The 23,753-nt window shown below is 62.4% G+C and carries 24 protein-coding genes; 8 read left to right on the top strand and 16 right to left on the bottom strand.

Annotated features, from left to right (window positions below):
• Window positions 1-95: 95 nt before the first annotated feature.
• From KVP70_RS24605 to tyrS, 6 genes are all read right to left on the bottom strand, one after another.
• Window positions 96-329 carry a helix-turn-helix domain-containing protein gene (locus KVP70_RS24605; protein ID WP_008445162.1) on the bottom strand — a complete coding sequence of 78 codons (234 nt, stop codon included), beginning with the start codon at window positions 327-329 and terminating at the stop codon, window positions 96-98.
• A gap of 106 nt (window positions 330-435) precedes the next feature.
• Window positions 436-1,452 carry a tRNA dihydrouridine synthase DusB gene (dusB, locus tag KVP70_RS24610; RefSeq protein ID WP_217945074.1) on the bottom strand — a complete coding sequence of 339 codons (1,017 nt, stop codon included), beginning with the start codon at window positions 1,450-1,452 and terminating at the stop codon, window positions 436-438.
• 146 nt (window positions 1,453-1,598) lie between these two features.
• Entirely contained in the window at window positions 1,599-2,249 is a 651-nt protein-coding gene (locus KVP70_RS24615) for a histidine phosphatase family protein (protein ID WP_217945075.1), read from the bottom strand.
• Window positions 2,246-2,914, bottom strand: coding sequence for a YbhB/YbcL family Raf kinase inhibitor-like protein (locus KVP70_RS24620; RefSeq protein WP_217945076.1), 669 nt, complete (start codon window positions 2,912-2,914; stop codon window positions 2,246-2,248). Before KVP70_RS24620 ends, KVP70_RS24615 begins: the two co-directional genes overlap by 4 nt.
• Before the next feature lie 22 nt (window positions 2,915-2,936).
• Window positions 2,937-3,383 carry a D-aminoacyl-tRNA deacylase gene (gene dtd, locus KVP70_RS24625; protein ID WP_217945077.1) on the bottom strand — a complete coding sequence of 149 codons (447 nt, stop codon included), beginning with the start codon at window positions 3,381-3,383 and terminating at the stop codon, window positions 2,937-2,939.
• Window positions 3,380-4,633 (bottom strand): tyrosine--tRNA ligase, encoded by a 1,254-nt coding sequence (tyrS, locus tag KVP70_RS24630; RefSeq protein ID WP_217945078.1) that lies wholly within the window; start codon window positions 4,631-4,633, stop codon window positions 3,380-3,382. The genes dtd and tyrS overlap by 4 nt, the downstream gene beginning before the upstream one ends.
• A 160-nt stretch (window positions 4,634-4,793) precedes the next feature.
• Here tyrS and KVP70_RS24635 point away from each other — a divergent pair, with 160 nt between their 5' ends.
• The 3 genes from KVP70_RS24635 (at window position 4,794) to KVP70_RS24645 (ending at window position 8,227) form a co-directional block, all read left to right on the top strand.
• A complete protein-coding gene (locus tag KVP70_RS24635) occupies window positions 4,794-6,176 on the top strand; it encodes a M23 family metallopeptidase (protein WP_217945079.1) in 1,383 nt (460 codons plus the stop codon).
• A 138-nt stretch (window positions 6,177-6,314) separates the two neighbouring features.
• Complete coding sequence (locus KVP70_RS24640; protein WP_217945080.1) at window positions 6,315-7,409, top strand: anhydro-N-acetylmuramic acid kinase; 1,095 nt, start codon at window positions 6,315-6,317, stop codon at window positions 7,407-7,409.
• Window positions 7,410-7,435: 26 nt separating this feature from the next.
• Window positions 7,436-8,227 (top strand): class I SAM-dependent methyltransferase, encoded by a 792-nt coding sequence (locus tag KVP70_RS24645; protein ID WP_217945081.1) that lies wholly within the window; start codon window positions 7,436-7,438, stop codon window positions 8,225-8,227.
• Window positions 8,228-8,295: 68 nt separating this feature from the next.
• Here the strand turns inward: KVP70_RS24645 and erpA are convergent, their stop codons facing one another.
• The 6 genes from erpA to KVP70_RS24675 all read right to left on the bottom strand — a co-directional run bounded on the left by erpA (window position 8,296) and on the right by KVP70_RS24675 (window position 13,510).
• On the bottom strand, window positions 8,296-8,658 hold the full coding sequence (gene erpA / locus KVP70_RS24650) for an iron-sulfur cluster insertion protein ErpA (RefSeq protein WP_008445143.1): 363 nt from the start codon (window positions 8,656-8,658) through the stop codon (window positions 8,296-8,298).
• A gap of 51 nt (window positions 8,659-8,709) precedes the next feature.
• Complete coding sequence (locus tag KVP70_RS24655; protein ID WP_217945082.1) at window positions 8,710-9,081, bottom strand: bactofilin family protein; 372 nt, start codon at window positions 9,079-9,081, stop codon at window positions 8,710-8,712.
• A 69-nt stretch (window positions 9,082-9,150) separates the two neighbouring features.
• A complete protein-coding gene (argC, locus tag KVP70_RS24660) occupies window positions 9,151-10,188 on the bottom strand; it encodes an N-acetyl-gamma-glutamyl-phosphate reductase (protein WP_217945083.1) in 1,038 nt (345 codons plus the stop codon).
• Between the two features lie 159 nt (window positions 10,189-10,347).
• Entirely contained in the window at window positions 10,348-10,740 is a 393-nt protein-coding gene (rpsI, locus tag KVP70_RS24665; RefSeq protein ID WP_020704898.1) for a 30S ribosomal protein S9, read from the bottom strand.
• Between the two features lie 9 nt (window positions 10,741-10,749).
• Window positions 10,750-11,178, bottom strand: a complete 429-nt coding sequence (rplM, locus tag KVP70_RS24670; protein WP_008445136.1) for a 50S ribosomal protein L13 — start codon at window positions 11,176-11,178, stop codon at window positions 10,750-10,752.
• A 130-nt stretch (window positions 11,179-11,308) separates the two neighbouring features.
• Entirely contained in the window at window positions 11,309-13,510 is a 2,202-nt protein-coding gene (locus KVP70_RS24675; protein ID WP_217945084.1) for an NHL repeat-containing protein, read from the bottom strand.
• 131 nt (window positions 13,511-13,641) lie between these two features.
• Here KVP70_RS24675 and KVP70_RS24680 point away from each other — a divergent pair, with 131 nt between their 5' ends.
• Window positions 13,642-14,064, top strand: a complete 423-nt coding sequence (locus tag KVP70_RS24680; RefSeq protein ID WP_217945085.1) for an OsmC family protein — start codon at window positions 13,642-13,644, stop codon at window positions 14,062-14,064.
• A gap of 37 nt (window positions 14,065-14,101) precedes the next feature.
• On the opposite strand, the gene coq7 is transcribed toward KVP70_RS24680, so the two are convergent.
• Window positions 14,102-14,743 carry a 2-polyprenyl-3-methyl-6-methoxy-1,4-benzoquinone monooxygenase gene (coq7, locus tag KVP70_RS24685; protein ID WP_217945086.1) on the bottom strand — a complete coding sequence of 214 codons (642 nt, stop codon included), beginning with the start codon at window positions 14,741-14,743 and terminating at the stop codon, window positions 14,102-14,104.
• A gap of 47 nt (window positions 14,744-14,790) precedes the next feature.
• Window positions 14,791-15,225 carry a hypothetical protein gene (locus KVP70_RS24690; protein WP_217945087.1) on the bottom strand — a complete coding sequence of 145 codons (435 nt, stop codon included), beginning with the start codon at window positions 15,223-15,225 and terminating at the stop codon, window positions 14,791-14,793.
• Between the two features lie 112 nt (window positions 15,226-15,337).
• On the opposite strand from KVP70_RS24690, the gene KVP70_RS24695 reads away from it, so the two are divergent.
• The 4 genes from KVP70_RS24695 to KVP70_RS24710 all read left to right on the top strand — a co-directional run bounded on the left by KVP70_RS24695 (window position 15,338) and on the right by KVP70_RS24710 (window position 22,009).
• The gene (locus KVP70_RS24695) at window positions 15,338-16,117 is read left to right on the top strand and encodes an ABC transporter ATP-binding protein (RefSeq protein ID WP_217945088.1); all 780 of its coding nucleotides are present in this window, start codon (window positions 15,338-15,340) and stop codon (window positions 16,115-16,117) included.
• A 3-nt stretch (window positions 16,118-16,120) separates the two neighbouring features.
• Complete coding sequence (locus tag KVP70_RS24700) at window positions 16,121-17,317, top strand: ABC transporter permease (protein ID WP_217945089.1); 1,197 nt, start codon at window positions 16,121-16,123, stop codon at window positions 17,315-17,317.
• A gap of 207 nt (window positions 17,318-17,524) precedes the next feature.
• Window positions 17,525-18,418 carry an ABC transporter ATP-binding protein gene (locus KVP70_RS24705; RefSeq protein ID WP_217945090.1) on the top strand — a complete coding sequence of 298 codons (894 nt, stop codon included), beginning with the start codon at window positions 17,525-17,527 and terminating at the stop codon, window positions 18,416-18,418.
• Between the two features lie 9 nt (window positions 18,419-18,427).
• Entirely contained in the window at window positions 18,428-22,009 is a 3,582-nt protein-coding gene (locus KVP70_RS24710) for an ABC transporter permease/M1 family aminopeptidase (RefSeq protein ID WP_217945091.1), read from the top strand.
• A 171-nt stretch (window positions 22,010-22,180) separates the two neighbouring features.
• Here the strand turns inward: KVP70_RS24710 and KVP70_RS24715 are convergent, their stop codons facing one another.
• Both KVP70_RS24715 and KVP70_RS24720 read right to left on the bottom strand, forming a co-directional pair.
• The gene (locus KVP70_RS24715) at window positions 22,181-22,663 is read right to left on the bottom strand and encodes a hypothetical protein (RefSeq protein WP_217945092.1); all 483 of its coding nucleotides are present in this window, start codon (window positions 22,661-22,663) and stop codon (window positions 22,181-22,183) included.
• A 104-nt stretch (window positions 22,664-22,767) separates the two neighbouring features.
• Window positions 22,768-23,682 (bottom strand): LysR family transcriptional regulator, encoded by a 915-nt coding sequence (locus tag KVP70_RS24720; RefSeq protein ID WP_217945093.1) that lies wholly within the window; start codon window positions 23,680-23,682, stop codon window positions 22,768-22,770.
• Between the last annotated feature and the right edge of the window lie 71 nt (window positions 23,683-23,753).

The raw sequence follows: 23,753 nt of genomic DNA on the forward strand, positions 1-23,753 counted from the left end.
GCTAGTGGTTGAATATGAGGGGATGACGTATTCGGTATTGCGGGTGCGGCAACGGCGGCCGTCCCCAGCCACTCATGCCGGAAAAACGCGCGCTGTTACAGCAGGCCGTGTTCTTGCAGTTTTTTGCGCAAGGTATTGCGGTTGATGCCCAGCATCTGCGCGGCATGCGACTGGTTGCCGTCGGCGCGCGTCATGACCACTTCCAGGATCGGTTTTTCCACGGTCAGCACGACCATGTCGTAGATATTCGATGCCTGCTGCTCGCCCAGGTCGTTGAAGTAATCTTCAAGGCTCTTCTGGACTACTTCCTGGATACTTTCTTTGCTCATTTTATATCGTTCGCTTTTAATCTGTTGACGCTGGTAAATCGCTGCGGGGCTTTTGGCCCTGGCGCTCACCCTTCTGATCCGACTTTTTTAGGCTCTCTACGCCGTCTTACGCTGCTTCTAATTCTTCAGGGAGGCGGTATTGTAACCGCTCGCCGACACTCCACTGGGATTCGAAAAATTGATCGACGGCAATCAGTTGTTCTTCGGTGGACTCCAGCAGGTTCATTTTCTGCCGGAATTCCTCGCCGCCCTGCAGGTCGCGCACATACCAGCCTATGTGTTTGCGCGCGGTGCGCACGCCCAGATAGTCGCCGTAGAAGGCGTAGTGGGCGCGCAGGTGTTCATCCATCAGGGCGCGCACTTCGTCCACATACGGCGCCGGCAGATGGGTGCCGGTGCGCAGGTAATGGTCGATCTCGCGGAAGATCCACGGGCGGCCCTGGGCGGCGCGGCCGACCATGACGGCGTCGGCGCCGGTGTAGTCGAGCACGAACCTGGCCTGCTCCGGCGTGGTGATGTCGCCGTTGGCCACCACCGGAATGGCGACCGAGCGCTTGACCGCCGCGATGGTGTCGTACTCGGCGTCGCCGGTGTAGCCGTCGGCGCGGGTGCGGCCGTGCAGGGTCAGCATGGCGATGCCCGCGTCCTCGGCGATGCGCGCGATGTTCAGCGCGTTTTTATTGGCGCGGTTCCAGCCGGTGCGGAATTTCAGCGTGACGGGCACGTCGACCGCGCCAACCACGGCGTCGAGGATCTGCTTGACCAGCAGCTCGTCCTGCAACAGGGCCGAACCGCACCAGGCGTTGCAGACTTTCTTGACCGGGCACCCCATGTTGATGTCGATGATCTGGGCGCCGCGCTCGACGTTGAAGCGGGCGCAGTCGGCCAGGTCCTTGGGATCGGCGCCGGCGATCTGCACCGCTTTCGGCTCCATCTCGCCGGTGTGATCGGTACGGCGCGCGCTTTTTTCGGTCGCCCACAAGCGCGGGTTCGAGGCCGCCATTTCGGACACCGCATAGCCTGCTCCGAGCTGTTTGCACAGCTGGCGGAAGGGGCGATCGGTGACGCCGGCCATGGGGGCGACGAAAACGTTGTTGCGCAGTAAATGAGGGCCGATTTGCACTGGCGATACCTGGACGTGAAGAAGGAACCTTCTATTTTAACCGAAGGGCTGCTCAAATTATAAGCACTATTTTTTATGGTTTCGGCAAATGTGCAGCTTTGCCGTTATGAACGAACATTTCCATGCATAAACTATAAGCACGGTCGTCAGATAATGTCGTCCATCGCGGCCAGGCTCAGGTGATCGACTTCGCCCCAGCTGGTGAGCGCCAACTTACCGTCGGCCCAAGTGAAACGGTTGATGCTGGCGTTCTTGACCTGGAAGTCGCGCGGGCTGTCGAGCGACATGCCGACCGCCGCCCGGTAGGCGCACTCGAGCACGCCGCCGTGGGCGACGATGGCGATGGTGCGGCCGGGGTGGCGTTGCCCCCACTCGGCAATGCCGTCGGTCGAGCGCTGGTAGAACTGGCGGAAGCTTTCCGCTTCCCGCTCGCCGGCCGGCATGACGGCGTCGCTATCGCGCGCCTGCCACAGTGCGTACTCGGCCGGGAATTGCCGCTCGATCTCGGCGTACAGCATGCCCTCGAACACGCCGTAGCAGCGCTCGCGCAACTGGTCGTCGGTTTGCACCTCCAGGCCGTCGTACTGCTCGGCCACGGCTTGCGCCGTCTGCATCGCCCGTTGCAGGTCGCTGGAGACCAGCACATCGACCTGCTCGGCGGCCAGTGCCTGCGCCAGCGCGTTGGCCTGGCGGGCGCCCTCGTCGTTCAGCGGGATATCGGTATGGCCTTGCAGGCGGCGCACGGCGTTCCAGGAAGTCTCGCCGTGGCGGATCAGCAAAATAGTGGTGTTCTTCATGCAATCTTTATTCTGGACCGGCGCGCCTGGGCGGCCAGGGCCGGGTTCAGGGTGTACGTGCCGATCAATTGGGCTTCGTCGATGATGTGGCCGTGCAGGGCGTTGAGCAGGTCGGCGCAGCTGAAGCGCCCTTCCAGTTCCAGACGCGGCGTATCGAGCGCATAGAGCCGGAAAATATAGTGGTGCAGGCGCTCATCGTTAAACGGCGGACAGGGGCCATCATACCCGTAATAGTCGCCGGCCATGGCCGGGTCGGCCGAAAACCAGCCGCTGTAGTCGTTGACGCCCTGGCGCAGCGTCAGCCCGTCCAGCACCACGTCCGGGCCGGGCTTGCCGCGCGCGGTCACGCCGCGCGCCAGCGCGCCGTCCGCGATCGCTTGCAGGCCGACCGGGATATCGACCAGGCTCCAGTGGAAGAAGTCGCCGCGCGGCTGGCTTTCCGGCAGCGGGCAGCCGGCGCCGTTGACGTAGCTGGCGCCCTGCGGTGCGTCGCCATCGATGCACAGCAAGGCCAGCGACTCGGTGCCGGCCGGCACGTCGCGCCACGCCAGATGGGGGTTGCGGTTGGCGGACAGGACGACTTGCCCGTCCGCGTCCAGCTTGCCAAAAGCGTATTCGGACGGAATGACGCCGCCATCGCGAAAGCTGTCGCTCGAAAGTTTCATGCTCGTCTCCCAACCGCCTGTTTTATTTTGCGTTTGTTTGCAGCCAGAACGTCACCGGGCCGTCGTTGGTCAGCGTGACCTTCATATCCGCGCCAAACTGGCCGGTTTCCACTACTTTATGCTTTTGGCGGGCTTGTTCAACAAAATAATTGAACAGCCGCAGACCGTCGGCCGGCGCCGCGGCCGGCGTGAACGAGGGCCGCGTGCCGGATTTGGTGTCGGCCGCCAGCGTGAACTGCGGCACCAGCAGCAGGCCGCCCTCGACGTCGGTGACGCTGCGGTTCATCTTGCCGGCGTCGTCGGCGAACACCCGGTAGCCCAGCAATTTGGTCAGCAGCGCGTCGGCTTCCTTCTCCGTATCGCCGCGTTCGGCGCACACCAGCACCATCAGGCCGGCGTCGATGGCGCCGACGGTGGCGCCGTCGACCACCACACCGGCGCTGCTGACGCGTTGCAGCAAGCCTATCATGCCGTCAGCGTGACGCGCGCGAACTTGCGCTTGCCCACTTGCAGCACGAAGGTGCCGGCGTCGATCTTCACGGTCTTGTCGCTGACCACGGCGCCGTCGATGCGCACGCCGCCCTGCTCGATCATGCGGCCAGCCTCGGAAACGGAAGCGCACAGGCCCGTCGATTTCAACAGTTGCTGGATGCCGGCCGGCGCGCCCGGCAACGTGATTTCCGCCACGTCGTCCGGAATCCCGCCTTTGGAGCGGTTGACGAAGTCGTTCAACGCATCTTCCGCCGCCGCCTGCGAGTGGAAGCGGGCGACGATTTCCTGCGCCAGCGCCACTTTGGCGTCGCGCGGGTTGGCGCCGCCGTCGATGGCGGCCTTCAGCGCGGCCACGTCGGCGATCGAGCGGAACGACAGCAGTTCGTAATATTTCCACATCATCAAGTCCGAAATACTCATGATCTTGGCGAACATGGTGTTGCCCGGTTCGGTGATGCCGATGTAATTGTTCTTCGACTTGGACATCTTGTCGACGCCGTCCAGGCCTTCCAGCAGCGGCATGGTCAGAATGCACTGCGGTTCCTGGCCGTAGTCCTTCTGCAGCTCGCGGCCAACCAGCAAGTTAAATTTCTGGTCCGTTCCACCTAGCTCAAGGTCTGCCTTCAAAGCGACCGAATCGTAGCCTTGCATCAAGGGGTAGAGGAACTCGTGGACCGCGATCGGAGTCCCACCCTTGAAGCGCTTGCTGAAATCGTCGCGCTCCATCATGCGGGCCACCGTGTAGTGCGAGGCCAGCTTGATCAGGCCGCGCGCGCCCAGCGGATCGCACCATTCGGAGTTGTAGCGGATTTCGGTCTTGGCCGGGTCCAGCACCAGCGAGGCCTGCTTGAAGTAGGTCATGGCGTTTTGCTCGACCTGCTCGCGCGTCAGCGGCGGACGGGTGGCGTTGCGGCCGGACGGGTCGCCGATCATCGACGTGAAATCGCCGATCAGGAAGATCACCTGATGGCCCAGGTCCTGCAGCTGGCGCATCTTGTTCAACACAACGGTGTGGCCAAGGTGCAGGTCAGGTGCGGTAGGGTCCAGACCGAGCTTGATACGCAGCGGTACGCCGCTTTGTTCGGAGCGCGCCAGCTTTTGGGCGAACTCGCTTTCAATCAGCAGCTCGTCGACACCGCGCTTGGTGATGGCGAGGGCCTCCAGAACGCTGTCGGTCAACGGCAGGACTTTCGATGGGGCCGGCGATGTCGAAGAAGAGGTAGTCATAGTTTTTTTGCGGTATATTTCAGAAAAAGGTAGGCAGCTTCAGGAGTTTGTTATAATCCTCGATCCATCAATCTTGCCGTACGAAAACGAACTTTAATAACACACGAATAAATAAAAGAAAGTTTTAGAAAAGTTCAAGCGGCAAATTTTAACTGATTGCATGAACCAAATACATAAATTCACGAGCTCACGCTTGTTCAGTCTGCTAGGTTCCACGCGCAAGGCGCGCATCATCAGCGCGTCTGCATTGTTTCTCGCAGTGTGTGCTTTTGGCGCCGCCGGCGTAGCTCCGCTCGCCCCCGACGCCTCCGACCTGCCGGTCAAATCGGTACAGGAATCGGTCGCACTGCCGGACCTCAGCTCGCAGATCTCCGCGCTGGAACAGCAATCCTCCAACGAACACTTCGTCCACGAAGAAAAAATCCGCGCCGGCGATACGCTGGCCGCGCTGCTGACCCGTCTGGGCATCGACGATGACGCGGCCGAGAACTTTATCAAAAAAGATAAAGTCGCGAAAGGCGTGATGCAGCTCAAGACCGGCAAGCGCGTACAGGCGCAGACCGACGACGAGGGCAATCTGCAATGGCTGCGCGCCGTGGTGGTCGATGGCAAGGACAATCCGGTCAAGAACATCAAGGTCACCCGTAAGGGCGACGGCTTTGTCGCGGAAGAAGAAGCGGCCAAGCTGGAACGCCGCGTGGAAATGCATGCGCGTACCATCAGCTCGACCTTGTATGCGGCGACCGATTCGAGCGAAGACGGCGCCAAGCTGCCGGACACCATCGTCAAGCAGATCGTCGAGATGTTCTCGACCAGCATCGACTTCCGCGGCGACCTGAAGCGCGGCGACCATTTCAACGTGGTCTACGAAACGTTCTGGCAGGATGGAGAATTTGTGCGAGCGGGCCGTATCCTGGCGGGCGAGTTCACCAACAAGGGCACGACCTTCCAGTCGGTCTGGTTCGAAGATCCACAAAGCAAGCAGGGCGGCGGTTACTACAGCTTCGACGGCAAGTCCCTCAAGAAAGCCTTCCTCAAATCCCCGGTTGAATTCTCCCGTATTTCGTCTGGCTTCGCGATGCGCGTGCATCCGATTTCCGGCCAGTGGAAAGCCCACAAGGGCATCGACTTCCCGGCGCCGACCGGCACCCCGATCCGCGCATCGGGCGATGGCGTGATCGATTTCGCCGGCACCCAGAACGGCTACGGCAATTTCGTCATGATCAAGCACTGGGCCAACTACACCACGGCCTACGCCCACATGAGCCGCTTCGCGCCTGGCCTCAAAAAAGGCAGTAAGGTCAGCCAGGGCGACGTGATCGGCTACGTCGGCACCACCGGCTGGTCGACCGGCGCACACTTGCATTACGAATTCCGCGTCGGCGGCGAAGCCAAGGATCCGGGCACGCTGAACGTGCAAGCCCAGGCGCCGTTGACGGCGGCCGAGATGTCGCGCTTCAAGTCCTACGCTTCCGACATGTCGCACCGCTTCGCGCTGCTGCAGCCGGGCGGCTCCGGCGGCACCCGCGTCGCGGCAAAGTAAGATTTAATTGAGCTTCATCAAGACAGGTCGCGCCAGCGGCCTGTTTTTTTATGATCATGCGCCGGCCAGGCCGCTTCTTCTGTGCGACAGCGCACGCCGACTCAGGCAGAATACGTTTTTCTGCTTCGGGATGCCACCATGTCTCTGTATATCGGTTTGATGTCCGGCACCAGCCTGGACGGCGTGGACGGCGCGCTGGCGCGCTTCACCGGCGACGCCATCGACACGCTGGCGGCCGCCTATGTACCCTTCCCTCCCGCCCTGCGCGCCGACCTGCTGGCCCTGCAGGCCGCCGGCCACAACGAGATCGAGCGCGAGGCGCTGGCCGCCAATCAGCTGGCGCGCTTCTACGCCGAGTGCGTCAAGGCGCTGCTGGACGACGCCTCGCTGCAAGCGCAGGACGTGCGCGCGGTGGCGGTGCACGGGCAGACCGTCCGCCACCGTCCCGAACTGGGCTTTACGCGCCAGACCAATAACCCCGCCCTGCTGGCCGAACTGTGCGGCATCGACGTGATCGCCGACTTCCGCAGCCGCGACATCGCCGCCGGCGGCCAGGGCGCGCCGCTGGTGCCGGCCTTCCACCAGGCGCTGTTCGGCAAGCGCGGGCAGACGCGGGTGGTGGCCAATATCGGCGGCATTTCGAATATCAGCGTGCTGACGGATGGCAAAGTGATCGGCTTCGACACCGGGCCCGGCAATGTGCTGATGGATGCGTGGATAGCCCGCCACCAGGGCAAGGAATTCGACCAGGACGGCGCCTGGGCGGCCAGCGGCAGGGAAATCCCCGGCCTGCTGGCGAACATGCTGGCCGAGCCCTACTTCGCGCTGCCGGCGCCCAAGAGCACCGGCCGCGACCTGTTCCACATCGATTGGCTGGACCGGCATCTGGCGGCGTTCGCCGGCGCCAGGCCGGAAGACGTACAACGCACGCTGACGCGCCTGACGGCCCTGACGCTGGCGCAGGCGGTGCAGGCCCATGGTGCGGGCACGGACGCGGTCTACGTCTGCGGTGGCGGCGCCTACAACGGCGTGCTGATGGATGAACTGGGCGCGGCGCTGGGCCGGCAGGTGACGCTGGAATCGACGCAGGCGCTGGGCGTGGCGCCGAACCGGGTCGAGGCGATGGCCTTCGCCTGGCTGGGCTATCGCTTCACCGAGCGGCTGGCGGGCAACCTGCCGTCGGTGACGGGGGCCAAGGGTGATCGCGTACTGGGCGCGCTTTACCCGCGTTGACCCCGCCAGACCGTATAATATGCCGCATGAGTCTTCAAAATAACAGCACCGACTTGGCCTTCCTGGAACAAAATGCCGCCAGCATCCGGAACGCCAAGCTCCACATCCCCCATCTCGACCAGACCGTCAACCTGCTCAACTATATGCGGATCGCCGACCATGTGGCGACGACCGTGCAGCAGCCGGCCGCCCGCATCATGGATTGGGGCTGCGGCTATGGGCAAATGACCTGGCTGCTGCGCCGCCGCAACTTCGACATGATCTCGTTCGACATCGGCGCCGACGACACGTGCCTGCCCCCTATTCCCTTATGCGACGGGCTCAATGTCATCCGTACGACGCACCCGACGCAGCTGCCGTTTCCTGAGCAGGCATTCGACGCGGTGCTGAGCTGCGGCGTGCTGGAACATATCGACGAATGCAGCGGCGTCGCCGGCAACGAGCTCAAATCGCTGGCGGAAATCGCCCGCGTGCTGCGCCCGGAAGGCAAGCTGCTGATTTACCAATTGCCGCAACGAGCATCGTGGCAGGAGGCGCTGGTGCGCCGCCTTAAACTGGGCTACACGCATCCCAGGCGCTACAGCGCTGCGGAAATCGTCGGGATACTTGAGGGGAAGGGTTTCAGGGTGTCCAGCCTGCGCCGCGCCAACCTGGTGCCAAAAAACCTGACCGGCATGCCGACGGGCTTGCGCCGCATCTACAGCCGCTTCAGCCTCCCGCTGATCGTGCTCGACCGCTATCTGTGCCGCATTCCACTGCTGAACCGCGTGGCGGGCGTGCTGGAGATCGTCGCCGTCAAACGGCCAGACGCAGCATAAACAAAAACGGCGGCACAACCGGAGTTGTCCGCCGTTTATCGCAACCGGCCAAGGCCGGACCTGCGCGGTTATACCGAGAACGAAGAGCCGCAGCCGCAGGTCGAGGTGGCGGTTGGGTTCTTGATGACGAATTGCGCGCCTTCCAGGTCGTCCTTGTAGTCGATTTCCGCGCCGACCAGGTACTGGTAGCTCATCGAATCGATCAACAGCTGGACGCCGTTCTTGACCATGGTGGTGTCGTCTTCGTTGACGATTTCGTCAAACGTGAAGCCGTACTGGAAGCCGGAGCAGCCGCCACCCTGCACGAATACGCGCAGCTTCAGGTCTGGATTGCCCTCTTCCTCGATCAGTTGGGCGACCTTTTCAGCCGCGCTATCGGTGAAGATAATAGGCGACGGGATTACATCTAGCGATTCGGCGACAGCATTCATTTCAGACTCCTACGTGAAAACATTTGATCCATTATAGACCGTTGGCGTAATTCATGCTCCGGATACCGCCAAAAGCGGCCCCACGCCGGAGCTGTCGCGATGGGTCAATGTGCCCAACACCTGCGCGCCGCCGTGCATTTCCAAGACTTTGTAACTAACATCTCCAATGATACGGGCACTCGGCTGGATTTCAAGCAAATCCGCGCTGAAAACGCAACCCTGAACCTCGCCATTGACCACCAGGTGGTCGCAACGTATCTCGCCTTCCACACGCGCATGCTCGGCAATGACGAGATAACTGGGATGTCCTGCCTCCGCGACAATATTGCCGATGACCTCGCCATCAATGCGCATGCCGCCGCGAAACAGCAAATTACCTCGTACCCGGGTGGCGGCGCCGATCAGGCTATCCATATCGATCATGTGCGACTTTCTGCAAGCGGAGTGGACGGGAATTCCTAATCTACTATCCCCGCCCTGTCGCGCTTTGATTTACGGCAGCAGCGCGATCTGGGTCAGGCCGGTGGTTTCCTCCAGGCCGAACATCAGGTTCATGCACTGCACCGCCTGACCGGACGCGCCCTTGACCAGGTTGTCCTGCACCACCAGCACGATCACGGTGTTGCCGTTGTCCGGGCGATGCAGCGCCAGGCGCAGCATGTTGGAGCCACGGGTGGAACGGGTTTCCGGATGCGAGCCAAACGGCATCACGTCGACGAACGGCGAATCTTTGTACTGCGCCTCGAACAGCGCCTGCAGCGCTTCGTTGCTGACGTCCTTGGTCAGGCGGCCGTACAAGGTCGAATGCATGCCGCGTATCATCGGCACCAGGTGCGGCGTGAACACCAGGCCGACCTTGTCGGCGGTGAACTTCTGCAGCTGCGCCGAGGTTTCCGGCGTGTGGCGGTGGCCGGCCACGCCGTAGGCCTTGAAGTTGTCGCTCGATTCAGAGAACAGCGTGCCGATCTCGGCCTTGCGGCCGGCGCCGGACACGCCCGACTTGCAGTCGGCGATCAGCGAGCCGGCATCGATCAGGCCGGCCTTCAGCAGCGGGTAGTAGCCCAGCTGCATGGTGGTCGGGTAGCAGCCCGGATTGGCGACCAGGCGTGCGCCCTTGATGGCGTCGCGGTTCAGTTCGGCCAGGCCGTAGGCCGCTTCCTCCAGCAGCTCCGGGCAGGTGTGGTCGATCTTGTACCATTTTTCAAAGACCGCCTTGTCCTTGATGCGGAAGTCCGCCGCCAGGTCGATCACCTTGACGCCGGCCGCCAGCAGCGCCGGCGCCTGGGCCATGGCCACGCCGTGCGGGGTGGCGAAGAACACCACGTCGCACTTGCTCAGGTCGGCCTTGTCGGGCGACGAGAAGGCGAGGTCCACGCGGCCGCGCAGCGAAGGGAACATATCGGCAACCGGCAAGCCATCTTCCTTGCGCGACGTGATAGCCGTCAGCTGCACATCAGGGTGGACTGCCAACAGTCGCAGCAATTCCACTCCGGTATATCCGGTGCCGCCGACGATGCCAACTTTGATCATGTTCTTTCCTTGAATGAGGTAATGCGTAGAGGGGACTGCCATTTTATCAGGCATATGCGACAGACGTGTTACGCCCGCCAGATAGCAAAAAAGCCGCCCGACACAGGGCCGGCGGCTTTTTTGAGGATACGCCGCAAGCAGCGCACCACAGCGTAAAAATTAACGCTTCGAGAATTGCTTTGCGCGACGTGCTTTGCGCAGACCAACTTTTTTACGTTCAACTTCACGTGCATCGCGGGTAACGAAGCCGGCGCGTGCCAGATCCGGTTTCAGCGCTGCATCGTAGTCGATCAGGGCGCGGGTGATGCCGTGACGCACAGCACCTGCCTGGCCGGACTCGCCGCCGCCGTGAACGTTGACTTTGATGTCAAAACGCTCAACGTTGCCGGTCAGTTCCAGTGGTTGACGAATAACCATCAGGCCGGTTTCGCGGGAGAAGTACTCAGCCGCTGGCTTGCCGTTAACGATGATTTGGCCAGTGCCAACTTTGATAAACACACGAGCTACTGCACTCTTGCGACGGCCGGTGCCGTAATTGTAGTTACCGATCATGTCAGTTCCTTAGATTTCGAGTGCTTTAGGTTGCTGGGCAGCGTGCGGGTGCGAACCTTCAGCGTACACTTTCAGCTTCTTGATCATTGCGTAGCCCAGTGGGCCCTTCGGCAACATACCCTTGACGGCTTTTTCCAGAGCACGGCCTGGGAAACGCTGTTGCATTTTCAGGAAGTTGGTCTCATAGATGCCACCTGGGTAGCCCGAGTGACGGTAGTAGGTCTTCTCGGTTGCTTTGGTGCCGGTCACGCGCAGTTTGCCTGCGTTGACGATGACGATGAAATCGCCGGTGTCGACGTGAGGAGTAAATTCTGGCTTGTGTTTGCCGCGCAGTCGGAGTGCCACTTCGCTGGCAACACGTCCGAGGACTTTGTCCGTCGCGTCAATCACGAACCAATCGCGCTGGACTTCATGGCCCTTAGCGGAAAAAGTTTTCATGTTGACTTCCTAAATAATAAAACACGCTCAAATGGTGGTTCCGCCTCTTGCTTCAGCGGACTCGGCCTTCTTATTTACTTTCCTGAGCGAACGGAAAGCCGACAAGTATAAGCGGAAAGCGCCCGCCGAGTCAAGCCGCAATGCCGACAGAATCAGGCTCCGCCGCCCCGTAACGGAAAACATTGACCACATTGAAAGTCGTGTCGGGCACGTACAGGCGGCCGCGGTCGGCGTATATGAAGTACGGCATCCAGACGCCGCCGGCGTCCGGGTATTTCTTGAACACGGAAATGCCGGTTTCGTAGGTCAGCGTATGCTCGCCGATGCGGAACACTTTCAGCGCGCGGTTGACCAGGTCGTTGACGATCAGGCGGTCGCCGTCGACGCAGACGCTGGCCGGCAGCATGAATTTTTCGTAATCAACGTTGACATCGTCACAATAGCCAAGCTGGCCGTAGCTCCACAGGCTGTTGCCCTCGCGGTCGAACACGCGCAGGCAGTTGTTGAACTGGTCGCAGACGAACAATCGGTCCTGGGCGTCGATGGCGATGTCGCAGGGCGTGAAATCGTCGTCCGACTGCCAACGGAAATTTTTGCGGAACACCACATAGCCGGTCGGCTGGATCTGCCACATCGAGATGCGGTTGTTGAGCGAATCGGCGATATAGATCTCGCCCTGGCCGTTGATGGCGATGCCCTGCGGCGCCTTCAGCGTGCCGTCGCCGCCCACGCCGTCGCGGCCGAAGGGCATGCCGTAGTTGATCAGGTAGCCGGCCGGATTGAACTGGTACATGGTCACCGTGCACAGATTGAAGTTGGTGACGAACACGATCGGCGTGCCGGGACAGATCTGCCCCAGCGGCGGCGTGTGCGGGTAGTAGACATCCATCGCCAGGTCGCCCGGCACAAAGAAGCCGCGCATCATGTCCTGCAACTGATGGTAGGAATCGCTCTCGGTATTGAAAGTCTTCATGCACCAGTTGCCCGAATCGATGTTCAGCGACGCGTTCGCCATGCGCGCCAGTGGATCGATGCCCATATGCGTGCGGAACTGGTCGTACCAGTACTTGTAGATGCTGGTCGTCGCCCTGGCCCAGTAGTCGATCCAGTTGCCGCCGGCTAGCGGCTCGCGCGGCACCACGCGGCGCTCGCGCTTGAAGCCGATCACCGACGTCATGCAATTGAATTGCGAGGTCGAGCGCAGCCGGTTCTGGCGGTTCTGGCCATCGCGCCGGTGGCCGACCGACTCCATCAGCAACGCATCCTCCTCGCCTTGGACACGCGGAATGCGCACCTTGATCACGCTGGAGGCGAACGGCTCGCTGATGAAATACACGTCCGGCTCGCCTGCCGCCGCGCAGATCTGGTACGGTCCGACGAACACCACATCCTCCAGCGCACCGTAGACGAAATCGGACAGGCTGTGCACCGGCTCCAGCGTGTGGTTCCACAAGGGCAGCAGGCCGCCAACCACGCTGACCTTCCTGCCCTCCAGGTCGTACACCGTGATGGCGTTCTCGATATGCCCCGGCACGAACACGCGGTCGCCGATCACGCACACCGAACGCATCACATTGAACTTGCCGATGCCGGTGGGCTTGCCATGCTGATGCAGCATCACCGCGTCATGCGGCGCCTGCACGCATTCGTCGACGATGGGCCAGTCGGTGCTGATTTTCAGCACTTCGTAGTGGCCGGTGTTGGCGAGGTAGAGATTGCCTCGATCATCGCTGGCCAGCCCTTGCGGCCACAGCAGTTCATGCCGGGCGCCCGGGCCGGCAACGTGGCGGAACTGGCTGATGAACGCGCCGTCCAGCGTGAACTTGACGCAGCGGCTGGCCAGGTCCCCGGCCGTGTGGAAGAACTCGTCGCAGACGTACAGGTAATCGACGCCGTCGCGCTCGCGCACCACGGTGATGCCGTTCGGATCGGACAACGGAAGGTAGTGGTCGTCGCCTTCGCCGAAGGCATAGCTGAACCAGATCTCGTCTTCATCGTAGGCGAACGCGACCACGCGGCCGTGGCCCATATCGGTGCAGTACATCAGCTGGTGGGTGGGATGCGGGCACACGTGGAAGGGCATCAGCAGGCGCGGCGCGTCGGGTGTATCGTCGCCGGGGCCCTCGATCACATGCAGCAGTTCGGACAAATCGGCGTTGAAGACCAGCACGCGGCTGTTGCCTGTATCGCACACCCACAGCCTGCCGAAACTATCGGCATGCACGCCAACCGGCGAATTGAGCGTGAAATCGTCGGCCAGCGGCCCCAGGGGCGTGGTGCCCGGCACGGTCAACTCACCATAGGAACAAAGGTATTTGATGGCCTGATTCATCGCACCCTCCTTGATTTAAGTCAATAAAGTATGCGATCCGTTCGAGCTTGCTGCAAGTTAAAAAACCTCATGCAAGCCAGTCCGGCCGGACTCCTTTACAATATGCGCAACGCTTTTTAACGGAGAGAATGATGGAATGCAAAGTCAGCTGGAATGGCCCGTCGGGCATGAGTTTCTTGGCCCAGACCGGTTCCGGTCACATGGTCAACATGGATGGCGCGCCCGAGGGCGGCGGCCACAACCTGGCGCCGCGTCCGATGGAGATGGTGTTGCTGGGCACCGGCGGCTGCACGGCGTATGACGTGGTGTTGATCCTGAAGAAGGGCCGCGCCGACATCCGTGGCTGCGAGTGCACGCTGACCGCCGAACGCGCGGACACGGAGCCGAAGGTGTTCACCAAGATTAACTTCCACTTCACCGTGACCGGCAAGGACTTGAAGCCTGAGGCGGTGGAACGGGCGATCACGCTGTCGCACGACAAATACTGCTCGGCGTCCATCATGCTCGGCAAGACCGCCGAGATCACCCATTCGTTCGAGATCGTCGACGCTTAACCCGCACTGCGGCCACCAGGGGTAAGCCTCGGCTCAATCAGATGTAGTACGCGGTGCTGGTCATGACCTTGCCCATCACCGCCATCACGGCCTGCACCGGGGCCGGCGTCTGCGAGGCGCCCAGCGCCTGCGCGGCGGCGCCGTGTGCGATCTCATCCTGCCGCATCTGCTCGACGATGGCGCGCGACTTGGCGTCCTGCGGCGGCAGCTGGTCCAGATGGCTGGCCAGATGCGCCTCCACCTGCCGCTCCGTCTCCACCACAAAACCCAGGCTGCGCGCGTCGCCCAGCACCGCCGCCACCGTGCCCAGCGCATACGCGCCGGCATAGAACAGCGGATTGAGCACGCTGATATGCGAGTTCAGCTCGCCCAGCCGCTGCGCGGTCCAGGCCAGATGGTCTTCCTCTTCCCTGCCCGCCTGCTCGAACTGCGCGCGCATCTCTTCAGTCTTGGCGTAGCGGCTCTGCGAGTTGTACAACGCCTGCGCGCACACCTCGCCCACATGGTTCACCCGCATCAAGCCGGCGCTGTGGCGGGTTTCCGCTTCGCTCATCTGGGCGTCGGCCGCGTGCAGCGCCGGCGTCGGCCGCGATGCCGAGGCGACGCCGGTCATCACGCGCAGCGCCTTGTCGGCGCCGGCGATCAATCGGTCCAGCGGAGTGTGGTGGTGTGCGGCCATAGGAAAACTCGAATTCGGACGAAAGCAATATTATAGAGGCGTCAGCCTCAGTTTGCCTCGGCCGCTTCGCGCAACTGGCGCTGGCGTTCGATGTAGTCGGCCACCGGGCCGCGCACATCGATCCTGGAAATGTCTTTCGCCACGCTCAGGTTCAGGCCCAGCAGGAAGGGGATATTCTCGATCGGAACCTCCGGACAGTGTTCGGCAAACGCGCGCAGGAAGCGCTTGGACTCCACCACCGGCACCACCTTCTCCCCGCTCATGTATTGCAGGATGCTAGTGATGCTGTGGCCCTTGCCGATGCTGTGATAGATGAAGCGGTTGAAGTCGCGGTCCAGCTTGGCGAAGTCCAGCGTTTCCTTGGTCATCAGGCCCGACAGGTAAAACAGGCCCAGCGCCACGCGAAAGAAGCCGGTGGACTCGCTACGGTCGACGCCGCAATGGGTGACCGCCAGAATTTTTTCCTGCAATTGAGGATTCATTTTTTGTTGTGCTCCCATATCCGACTATAGCAAGACATTTGTGCAGCGAGTAGCTTGCGCGCGAGAATTTTTACATGCTACTCTTGAAATCTTTTTAACAAGGGACGGAACAATGATCGAGGTCAGGGGTCTCGCCAAGCGTTTTCGCCTGTCGTCGCGCGGCGGCAAGCCGGCCCAGCCGCGCGATCCGCGCGACCACGACGGCTGGTTCCACGCCGTGCGCGATGTCAGCTTCCGCTGCGCGCCCGGTGAAGTGCTGGGCCTGCTTGGGCCCAACGGCGCCGGCAAGACCACCACCCTGCGTCTGCTGTCGACCGCACTGAAACCGGATGCAGGCAGCATACACGCCAACGGCGTCGACCTGCTCAGCGATCCGCTGGCGGCGCGCCAGCACATCGGTTTCTTGTCCGGCACCACCGGCCTGTACGGCCGCCTGACCGCGCGCGAAAACGTCGAATACTTCGGCCGCCTGCACGGCATGAGCCCGCCCTACCTGAAGCGCCGCTGCGACGAGTTGTTCGAGCTGCTGCAGATGACCGAGTACAGCAACAAGCGCGCCGACCAGCTGTCCACCGGCATGAAGCAGAAATGCTCGATCGCCCGCACCGTGGTGCACGAACCGCAGATCGTCATCCTCGACGAGCCGACCACCGGCCTGGACGTGATGTCGGCCAAGATCCTGCTGGACTTCATCGCCAGCTACAAGGCGCTGCATGTGCCGCTGATCTTCTCCACCCACCATCTGCACGAAGTGGAAAAGCTGTGCGACCGCGTCTGCATCATCAACCACGGCAAGACCGCCTTCCACGGCACGGTCGGCGAGCTGCGCCACCTGGGTGGCAGCGCCGACCTGTACGACGCCTTCGTCGGCGTCATCAACCGGGAGCCCTGAGCCATGTGGATCATCTACCTCAAGGAGTTGCTGGAACTGGCGCGCGACCGCCGCACCTTCTTCTTCACCGTGTTCATCCCGGTGTTCGCCATGCCGCTGATCTTCACCGGTTTCGGCTATGTCTCGTCGAGCATGTTCAAGCAGGCCAGCCAGGCCGAGATGACCTACTCCATCTTCGGCAAGGGCAACGCGCCCAAGCTGGCCGAACGCTTCGCAAAAGAAAAAGGCTTCCGCGAAGTGGTGCTGGCCAGCCCGGCCGACATCAAGGCCGCCATCGGCGACGACCGCATCAAGTTCGCGCTGGTGATCCCGGCCGGCTTCGAAGCGAGCCTGGCCCGGCAACAGCAAGCGGTGATCGCGCTGCACTACAACAGCGCCGTCACGGTCGACCTGACGCGCAAGCGCGTGATGTCGGTGGTCGGCGGCCAGAACCGCCTGCTGCGCGAACAGGCGCTGTCCGCGCTCAACCTCAACAAGGAGCAGCTGCGCTACGCGCTCGACCCGATCACGCTGGAAGACCATTCCACCGCCGACAAGCGCGAGCAGATGGGGGCCGTGGTCGGCGGCATGCTGCCCTACATCCTGCTGATGGTGTGCCTGATGGCGGCCATGTATCCGGCGATCGACACCGGCGCCGGCGAGAAGGAGCGCGGCACCCTGGAAACCTTGCTGCTGGCGCCGGTCTCGCGCACCGCGCTGGTGATGGCCAAGTTCCTGATGCTGTTCACCGTCGGCCTGACTTCGGCGCTGCTGATGATAGTCAGCCTGGGCCTGTTGCTGACGTTCTTCGGCCCCATGATAGGCGGCGACCTGGTGCAGATGGTGCGCGCCATCGGCCTGCTCGACCTGGCCATGGTGGCGCTGATGCTGGTGCCCACCGCCGCCATCTTCGCCGCCATCCTGCTGTCGATCTCGGTCTACGCCAAGAGCTACAAGGAGGCGGCCGGCCTGATCTCGCCGCTGATCATCGTCACCGTGCTGCCGACGCTGGTGGCGCTGCTGCCCGGCGTCGAGCTGAACTGGAAATGGGCGATGGTGCCGATGACCAATGTCTCGCTGGCGATGAAGGAATTGGTGAAGGGCACGATGGACTACAGCATGTTCTGGGTCATCCTGCTGTCGACCACGCTGACCGCCGGCGCCCTGCTGGCCCTGTGTCGCTGGTGGTTCAACCGCGAGCAGGTTTTGTTTAGAAATTGAACAAGTTGTCTATTCAACTAGCCCTGGATGGGGCCGCTGCGCGCCGCCGTCTGGTCGGCCTTTTCCGCACTCTGGCGCGCGGTTTCGGCCGCCTATCGCAATGGCGCCCCACATATAGGGCAAATTCAATACAATGCCATCATGTGAAAAGTGTATGGCCGTGCAGAAACGCGGCGCAGGCACCGGTAGAATCATTCAGGAGTTAGCATGGAATTACGCATCAGCAACTTGTCTAAAACCTACGGCAATGGCGTCGTAGCGCTGGACAATATCTCGCTCACCATCCCGACCGGGATGTTCGGCTTGCTCGGGCCCAACGGCGCCGGCAAGTCGACGCTGATGCGCACGCTGGCGACCTTGCAGGAATGCGATTCCGGTTCGGTGTTCCTGGACGACATCGACGTGTTGGACGAAAAAGACGAAGTGCGCCGTCTGCTGGGCTACCTGCCGCAGGACTTCGGCGTCTACCCGAAGGTGACCGCCTACGAGCTGCTCGACCATTTCGCCGTGCTCAAGGGCCTGTCCAACCGCAACCGCCGGCGCGAGGTGGTCGACGGTCTGCTGCAGCAAACCAATCTGTTCGACGTGCGCAACCAGCGCCTCGGCGGCTTCTCCGGCGGCATGCGCCAGCGCTTCGGCATCGCCCAGGCGCTGCTGGGCGACCCCAAGCTGATCATCGTCGACGAGCCGACCGCCGGCCTCGACCCGCAGGAACGGGTGCGCTTCCACAACCTGCTGTCCGACATCGGCGAGGACAAGACCGTGATCCTGTCGACCCACATCGTCAGCGACGTGGCCGACCTGTGCGCCAACATGGCCATCATCAACAAGGGCCATTTGCTGCTGTGCGGCCCGACCCAGGAATTGATCCACGAAGTGAGCGACAAGATCTGGGCCCGCTTCATCGACAAGCGCGACCTGCCATCGTTCCAGCTGCGCCATCCGGTCATCTCGTCGCGCCTGCTGTCCGGCCGTACCCTCATCCACGTCTACAGCGAGACCGATCCCGGCGACGGCTTCGAGGAAGCCATCGGCGACCTCGAAGATGTCTATTTCGCCACCATCGCCGGCCGCCACAGCGCTGCGGCCACCTGCGATTAAGGCGGCCTTATGTTTTCCATCGCCTACTTTGAAGCGCGTCAGCGCCTCAAGCTGCTGTCCACCTGGGTCTACTTCCTCGGCTTCCTGGCGCTGTCGCTGCTGTGGATGGCCGCCGCCGGCGGCGTCTTCAAGGGCAGCTCGGTCGCCTTCGGCAGCCAGCTGATCAACTCGCCCCGCTCGCTGATGTTCACCACCAGCGTGCTCGGTTCGCTGGGCGTGGTGGTCATGGCCGCCATGATGGGCCGTTCGGTGCAGCAGGATTTCGAGTACGACATGCAGCACTTCTTCTTCTCGGCGCCGATCAAGAAGCACCAGTACATGTTCGGCCGCTTCCTCGGCGCCTACCTCACGCTGGCCATCATCTTCACCAGCATCCTGCTGGGCGCCTGGCTGGGCCGCTACATTCCCGGCATCGAGCCGGAGCGGCTGGGCCAGCCGGGCGTGCTGGGCTATGTGATCCCCTACCTGATCGTCATCCTGCCCGACATCTTCATCTTCGGCGCCGTGTTCTTCATCCTGGCCGCGCTGACGCGGCGCATGCTGCCGGTCTACATCTCCAGCGTGGTCATGCTGATCGGCTACATCGTCGCCCCCGGCCTGGCGCGCGACCTCGACTATAAAACCCTGGCCGCGCTGATCGACCCGTTCGGCACCACCGCCGTGATCCGCCTGACCGAATACTGGCCCATCATCGAGCGCAACAGCCGCATGTTCTGGCCGGAAGGCGTGTACCTGCTCAACCGCTTGCTGTGGTGTTCGTTCGCGCTGGCCGGCCTGCTGCTGGGCTACTGGCGCTTCCACTTCATCGCCACCATCGACAGCGGCGCCGGCAGCACCAGCCGCGGCGAAGGCGAAACCCCGCTGCACCTGTCGGCCCAGTCCACCAGCACCCAGGAAAAGCCGGACTTCGCCTCGCGCAGCCTGGCCGCGCTGCTGTTCAAGATGAGCTGGCTGAACCTGCGCGAAACCACCAAGAACATCTATTTCCTGGTGCTGGTATTGGCCGGCGTGCTGATGATGTTCGCCAGCGCGCTGGACATGGGCTCGATGTTCGGCACCACCACCTACCCGGTCACCTACCTGGTGCTGGAATCGGTGTCGGAAACCTTCGCGCTGTTCATGTTCGTCATCACCACCTTCTATGCGGGCGAGCTGGTGTGGCGCGAGCGCGAGGCGCGCATGGCGCAGATGCTCGACGCGCTGCCGATCCCGAGCTGGCTGCCGATGCTGTCCAAGCTGATCGCGCTGATTGGCCTGCAAACCCTGCTGATGCTGGTGGTGATGGTGTGCGGCATGGCGATCCAGATCGTCAAAGGCTATTTCATCCTGGAGCCGGGGCTGTACCTGTACCACCTGTTCCTGATCCAGCTGCCGGCCTATGCGTTGTCGGCCGTGCTGGCGATCGCGCTGCAAGTGCTGATCAACCAGAAATACCTGGCCTACTTCGCGATGATCGTCTACTACGTGGCCAGCATCACGCTGGGCACGGTGGGCGTCGACGATCCCATGCTCATCTACGGCACCATGCCGCGCTTCATCTATTCCGCCATGAACGGCTATGGCCACTTCCTGGCGCGTGAACGCTGGTTCGAGCTCTACTGGACCGGCGCCGCCCTGCTGCTGGCGGTGCTGTCGCTGCTGTTCTGGGCGCGCGGCACCAACGACGGCTGGCGCCAGCGCCTGCAACTGGCGCGCCACGCGCTGACGGTGCCAGTGCTGAGCACGGTCGCGGCCGGCCTGCTGGTGTTCGTCGGCGCCGGCAGCGTGGTGTTCTACAACACCCATATCGCCCACTGTTTCAAATCGGCCTACCAGAAGGATGCCGAGCGCGCCGACTACGAGCGCAAGTACAAGAAATTCGCCGTGGTGCCGCAGCCGCGCGTCACCGACGTCAAGCTCGACGTCGCCATCGTGCCGGACCAGCGCAGCCTGGTGGTCAAGGGCCGCTACCTGCTGGAGAACAAGAGCGCGCAGCCGATCACGGACGTGCTGGTCTACCAGGACAACAGCACCACCCAATTCAAGGCGCGCTTCAGCCAGGACGTGCGGCCGGGCTTCCAGGACGACGATCTCGGCTTCTACAGCTACAAGCTGGCCAAGCCGCTGGCGCCGGGCGCGCAGCTGACCATGGACTTCGACGTGGTCTACCTGCCCGGCGGCATCTTGGGCATGGGCCAGGACACGCCGGTGATCGGCAACGGCACCTTCTTCAACAACAGCGTGCTGCCGCACATCGGCTACCAGCAGGCGATGGAACTGAGCGACGTGCGCGACCGCAGGAAGCACAAGCTGCCGGCGCGCGAACGCATGCTGCCGCGCGACGATCCGGCCGGCCTGGCCAACAACATCGCCAGCAACGACGCCGACTGGATCGGCTTTGACGCCACCGTCAGCACCAGCGCCGACCAGATCGCCATCGCGCCGGGCACGCTGGTCAAGGAATGGAGCAAGCAGGGGCGGCACTACTACCACTACAAGATGGACCAGCCCATCCTGAACTACTACGCCATCCAGTCGGCGCGCTACCTGGTCAAGCGCGACTGGTGGCAGGACGTGGGCATCGAGCTGTACTACCATCCCGGCCACGAGTACAACCTGGACCGCATGGACAAGGGCATCAAGGAATCGCTGGACTACTACACGCGCAACTTCGGGCCCTACCAGCACAAGCTGGTGCGCATTGTCGAGTTCCCGCGTTACGCCACCTTCGCGCAATCGCTGCCGACCACGATACCGTATGCGGAATCGATAGGCTTCATCGCCAAGGTCAACGACAAGAACCCGAAGGACATCGACTATCCGTTCTACGTGACCGCGCACGAAGTGGCGCACCAGTGGTGGGGCCACCAGCTGGTCGGCGGCAACACGCGCGGCGGCACGGTGCTGAGCGAAACGCTGGCCGAATACTCGGCGCTGATGGTGATGAAGAAGAATTTCGGCGCGGACAAGATGCGCCGCTTCCTGCACTACGACCTGGACCTGTACCTGATGGGCCGCGCGCTGGAGCGCAAGAAGGAATTGCCGCTGGCGGAAAACGAAAGCCAGAACTACATCCAGTACCACAAGGGCAGCCTGGCGATGTACCAGTTGCAGGACATCGTGGGCGAAGCCAAAATCAACGCCGCGTTGAAGGAACTGCTGGCCCAATATGGCCGCAAGACCGGGCCGTATCCGAGCGTCACCGTGCTGGTCGACGCGCTGCGCAAGATCACGCCGCCCGAGCAGGCCTACCTGATCGACGACCTGTTCAACAACATCGTGCTGTACGAGAACCATGCCGTCTCGGCCACCGCGCGCAAGCTGGTGGACGGCAAATATGAAGTGACGTTCGCGGTCAGCGCCGCCAAGGTGCGGGCCAACGACCAGGGCGCGGAAAAAGACGCGCCGTTGAAGGACTGGATCGACATCGGCATCGACGACAAGGACGGCAACAGCCTGTACCGCGAACGCAAGCTGATCGAGCGCAAGGACAATCTGTACACGGTGATCATCAACGGCCGTCCGGGCAAGGCCGGCATCGACCCCGACAACAAGCTCATCGACCGCAAGCCCGACGACAACATGGTCAACGTCGAACTGCTGGCCCAATAGGTGGGGGTCATAGGTGGGGGTCAAGTCTGACATTCGGACACAGGCTGGACCCTAGCAAGCGTTAGGGCTCAGTTCGTGTCCGAATGTCAGACTTGACCCCGGGTTGCCGCGTTACAAACGTAAAAAAGCCGGGCGTTTTGGAGGCGCCCGGCTTGCTTGGGATGTCAGTGATCAGATCTTGGCGGCGTCATAGTCGCGCTTGACCTTGTCCGCATGGCGTTCCAGCTTCTCGTCGCGGCGCGCCACCTGCTCCTGGTGCTTGTCGACGCCGCGGCGGGCGATCACTTTCTCGTCATGCTTGATGGCCTGCTTCTCCACCTTGATGTTTTGCTGCTCGACGCGGCGCGCCTGGTCCAGCTGCTGGGCGCCGGCCAGATCGCCCTTCTTGATGTCGGCGTGTTCGGCGCGGGCCAGCGCGTTGCGTTCGCCGCGTTCCGCTTGCAACTGCTGCTGGCCTGCCGCCACCTGACTTTGCTTGACCGCGATCACCGCGTTGTCGCGCTGAATCTGGCGGGTATCCTGGTGGATCTGTTTGACGTCCTGGCGGATCTGAGCATTGTCGCGATGGACTTGTGCCACTGGAGCGGTTTGCGCGAAAGCTGCGGCGCTGATCATGGAAAGCACGCCGGCGATCATCAGGGATTTGGTTTTCATGATTGTGTTCCTTTTCTAGTGGTTGGCAGAGCGCTGTTTATCAGCGTCTTGAGCAATTAACGCGACCGCCCCGGCGCCAGACGACCACCGTTCCGTAAGAAAAGTTACGAGTTGTATCCTGCCAGCGCAGCCGCCAGCTCGCGCTGCCAGGCGCTGGCCTTGACGCGATTCCACACCAGCGCCACCTGCTCCACGCATTCGAACGCGCAATCGGTCACGTGGATGCGGCGCAAGTCGGGATCGGCCAGCGCGAAGTCCGGTAGATAGGCCAGTGCCTCACCCGATTTGACCAGCGCCAGCAACAATTGCAGATCGTCGGTCCAGTAGCGGATCTTGCGCGGCAGCTGGTCGTCGCGCCAGCCGTCGGAGCGGGCGCCGCGCTGCACGCCGCAAAACAGCGAGCGTGACGGGCAGGCGAAATCATGCGTCAGCACTTGCGCCGTGGCCGCCTCCAGCAGCGGCGCCGACTGCAGCGAGGCCACCAGCGGATGACGCAGCCCCGCCACCAGATGCAAGGTCACGCTGCCCAGCGGCGTGACCTGCCATTCGTCCGACCAGTGCTCGCCGCGTCCCTCGATGACGTCGCCGGTGACGATGGCGGCGTTGATATCGCCGCGCAGCAGCGCCGCCAGCGCTTCATCCTCGAACATGGCTTGCATGCGCAAGCTCGCTTCCGGGTAGGCGCACAGCGCTTGCGACAGCATCTGTCCGTGCCGCCACAGCAGGATGGCCGGGCCGGCGACGCGGCTGTCCACGGCGGCGCGCTCGCCCATCAGGTCGGCCTTGGCCTGGTCGGCCAGCGCCAGCAGGTTCTGGGCGCGGGCCAGCAGCAGCTGGCCGCTGTCGTTCAACACCAGCTGCTTGGCGCTGCGGTCGAACAGCGCCTTGCCCAGGCTGTCCTCCAGCCGCTTGAGCGCCTTGGACACCGCCGACGGCGTCAAATGCAACTCCAGCGCGGCGGCGCCCAGCGACGGACGGCGGGCGGCGCTGACAAATACACGCAGGTCGGAGAGATTCATGATGTCCAAACAGGATACGAATAGTGAATTTAAGTTGCTTTACTGGATACGAAGAGCATCTTACCATCTGC

Source organism: Duganella violaceipulchra (genome assembly GCF_019166075.1).
Classification (GTDB): domain Bacteria; phylum Pseudomonadota; class Gammaproteobacteria; order Burkholderiales; family Burkholderiaceae_D; genus Rugamonas; species Rugamonas violaceipulchra.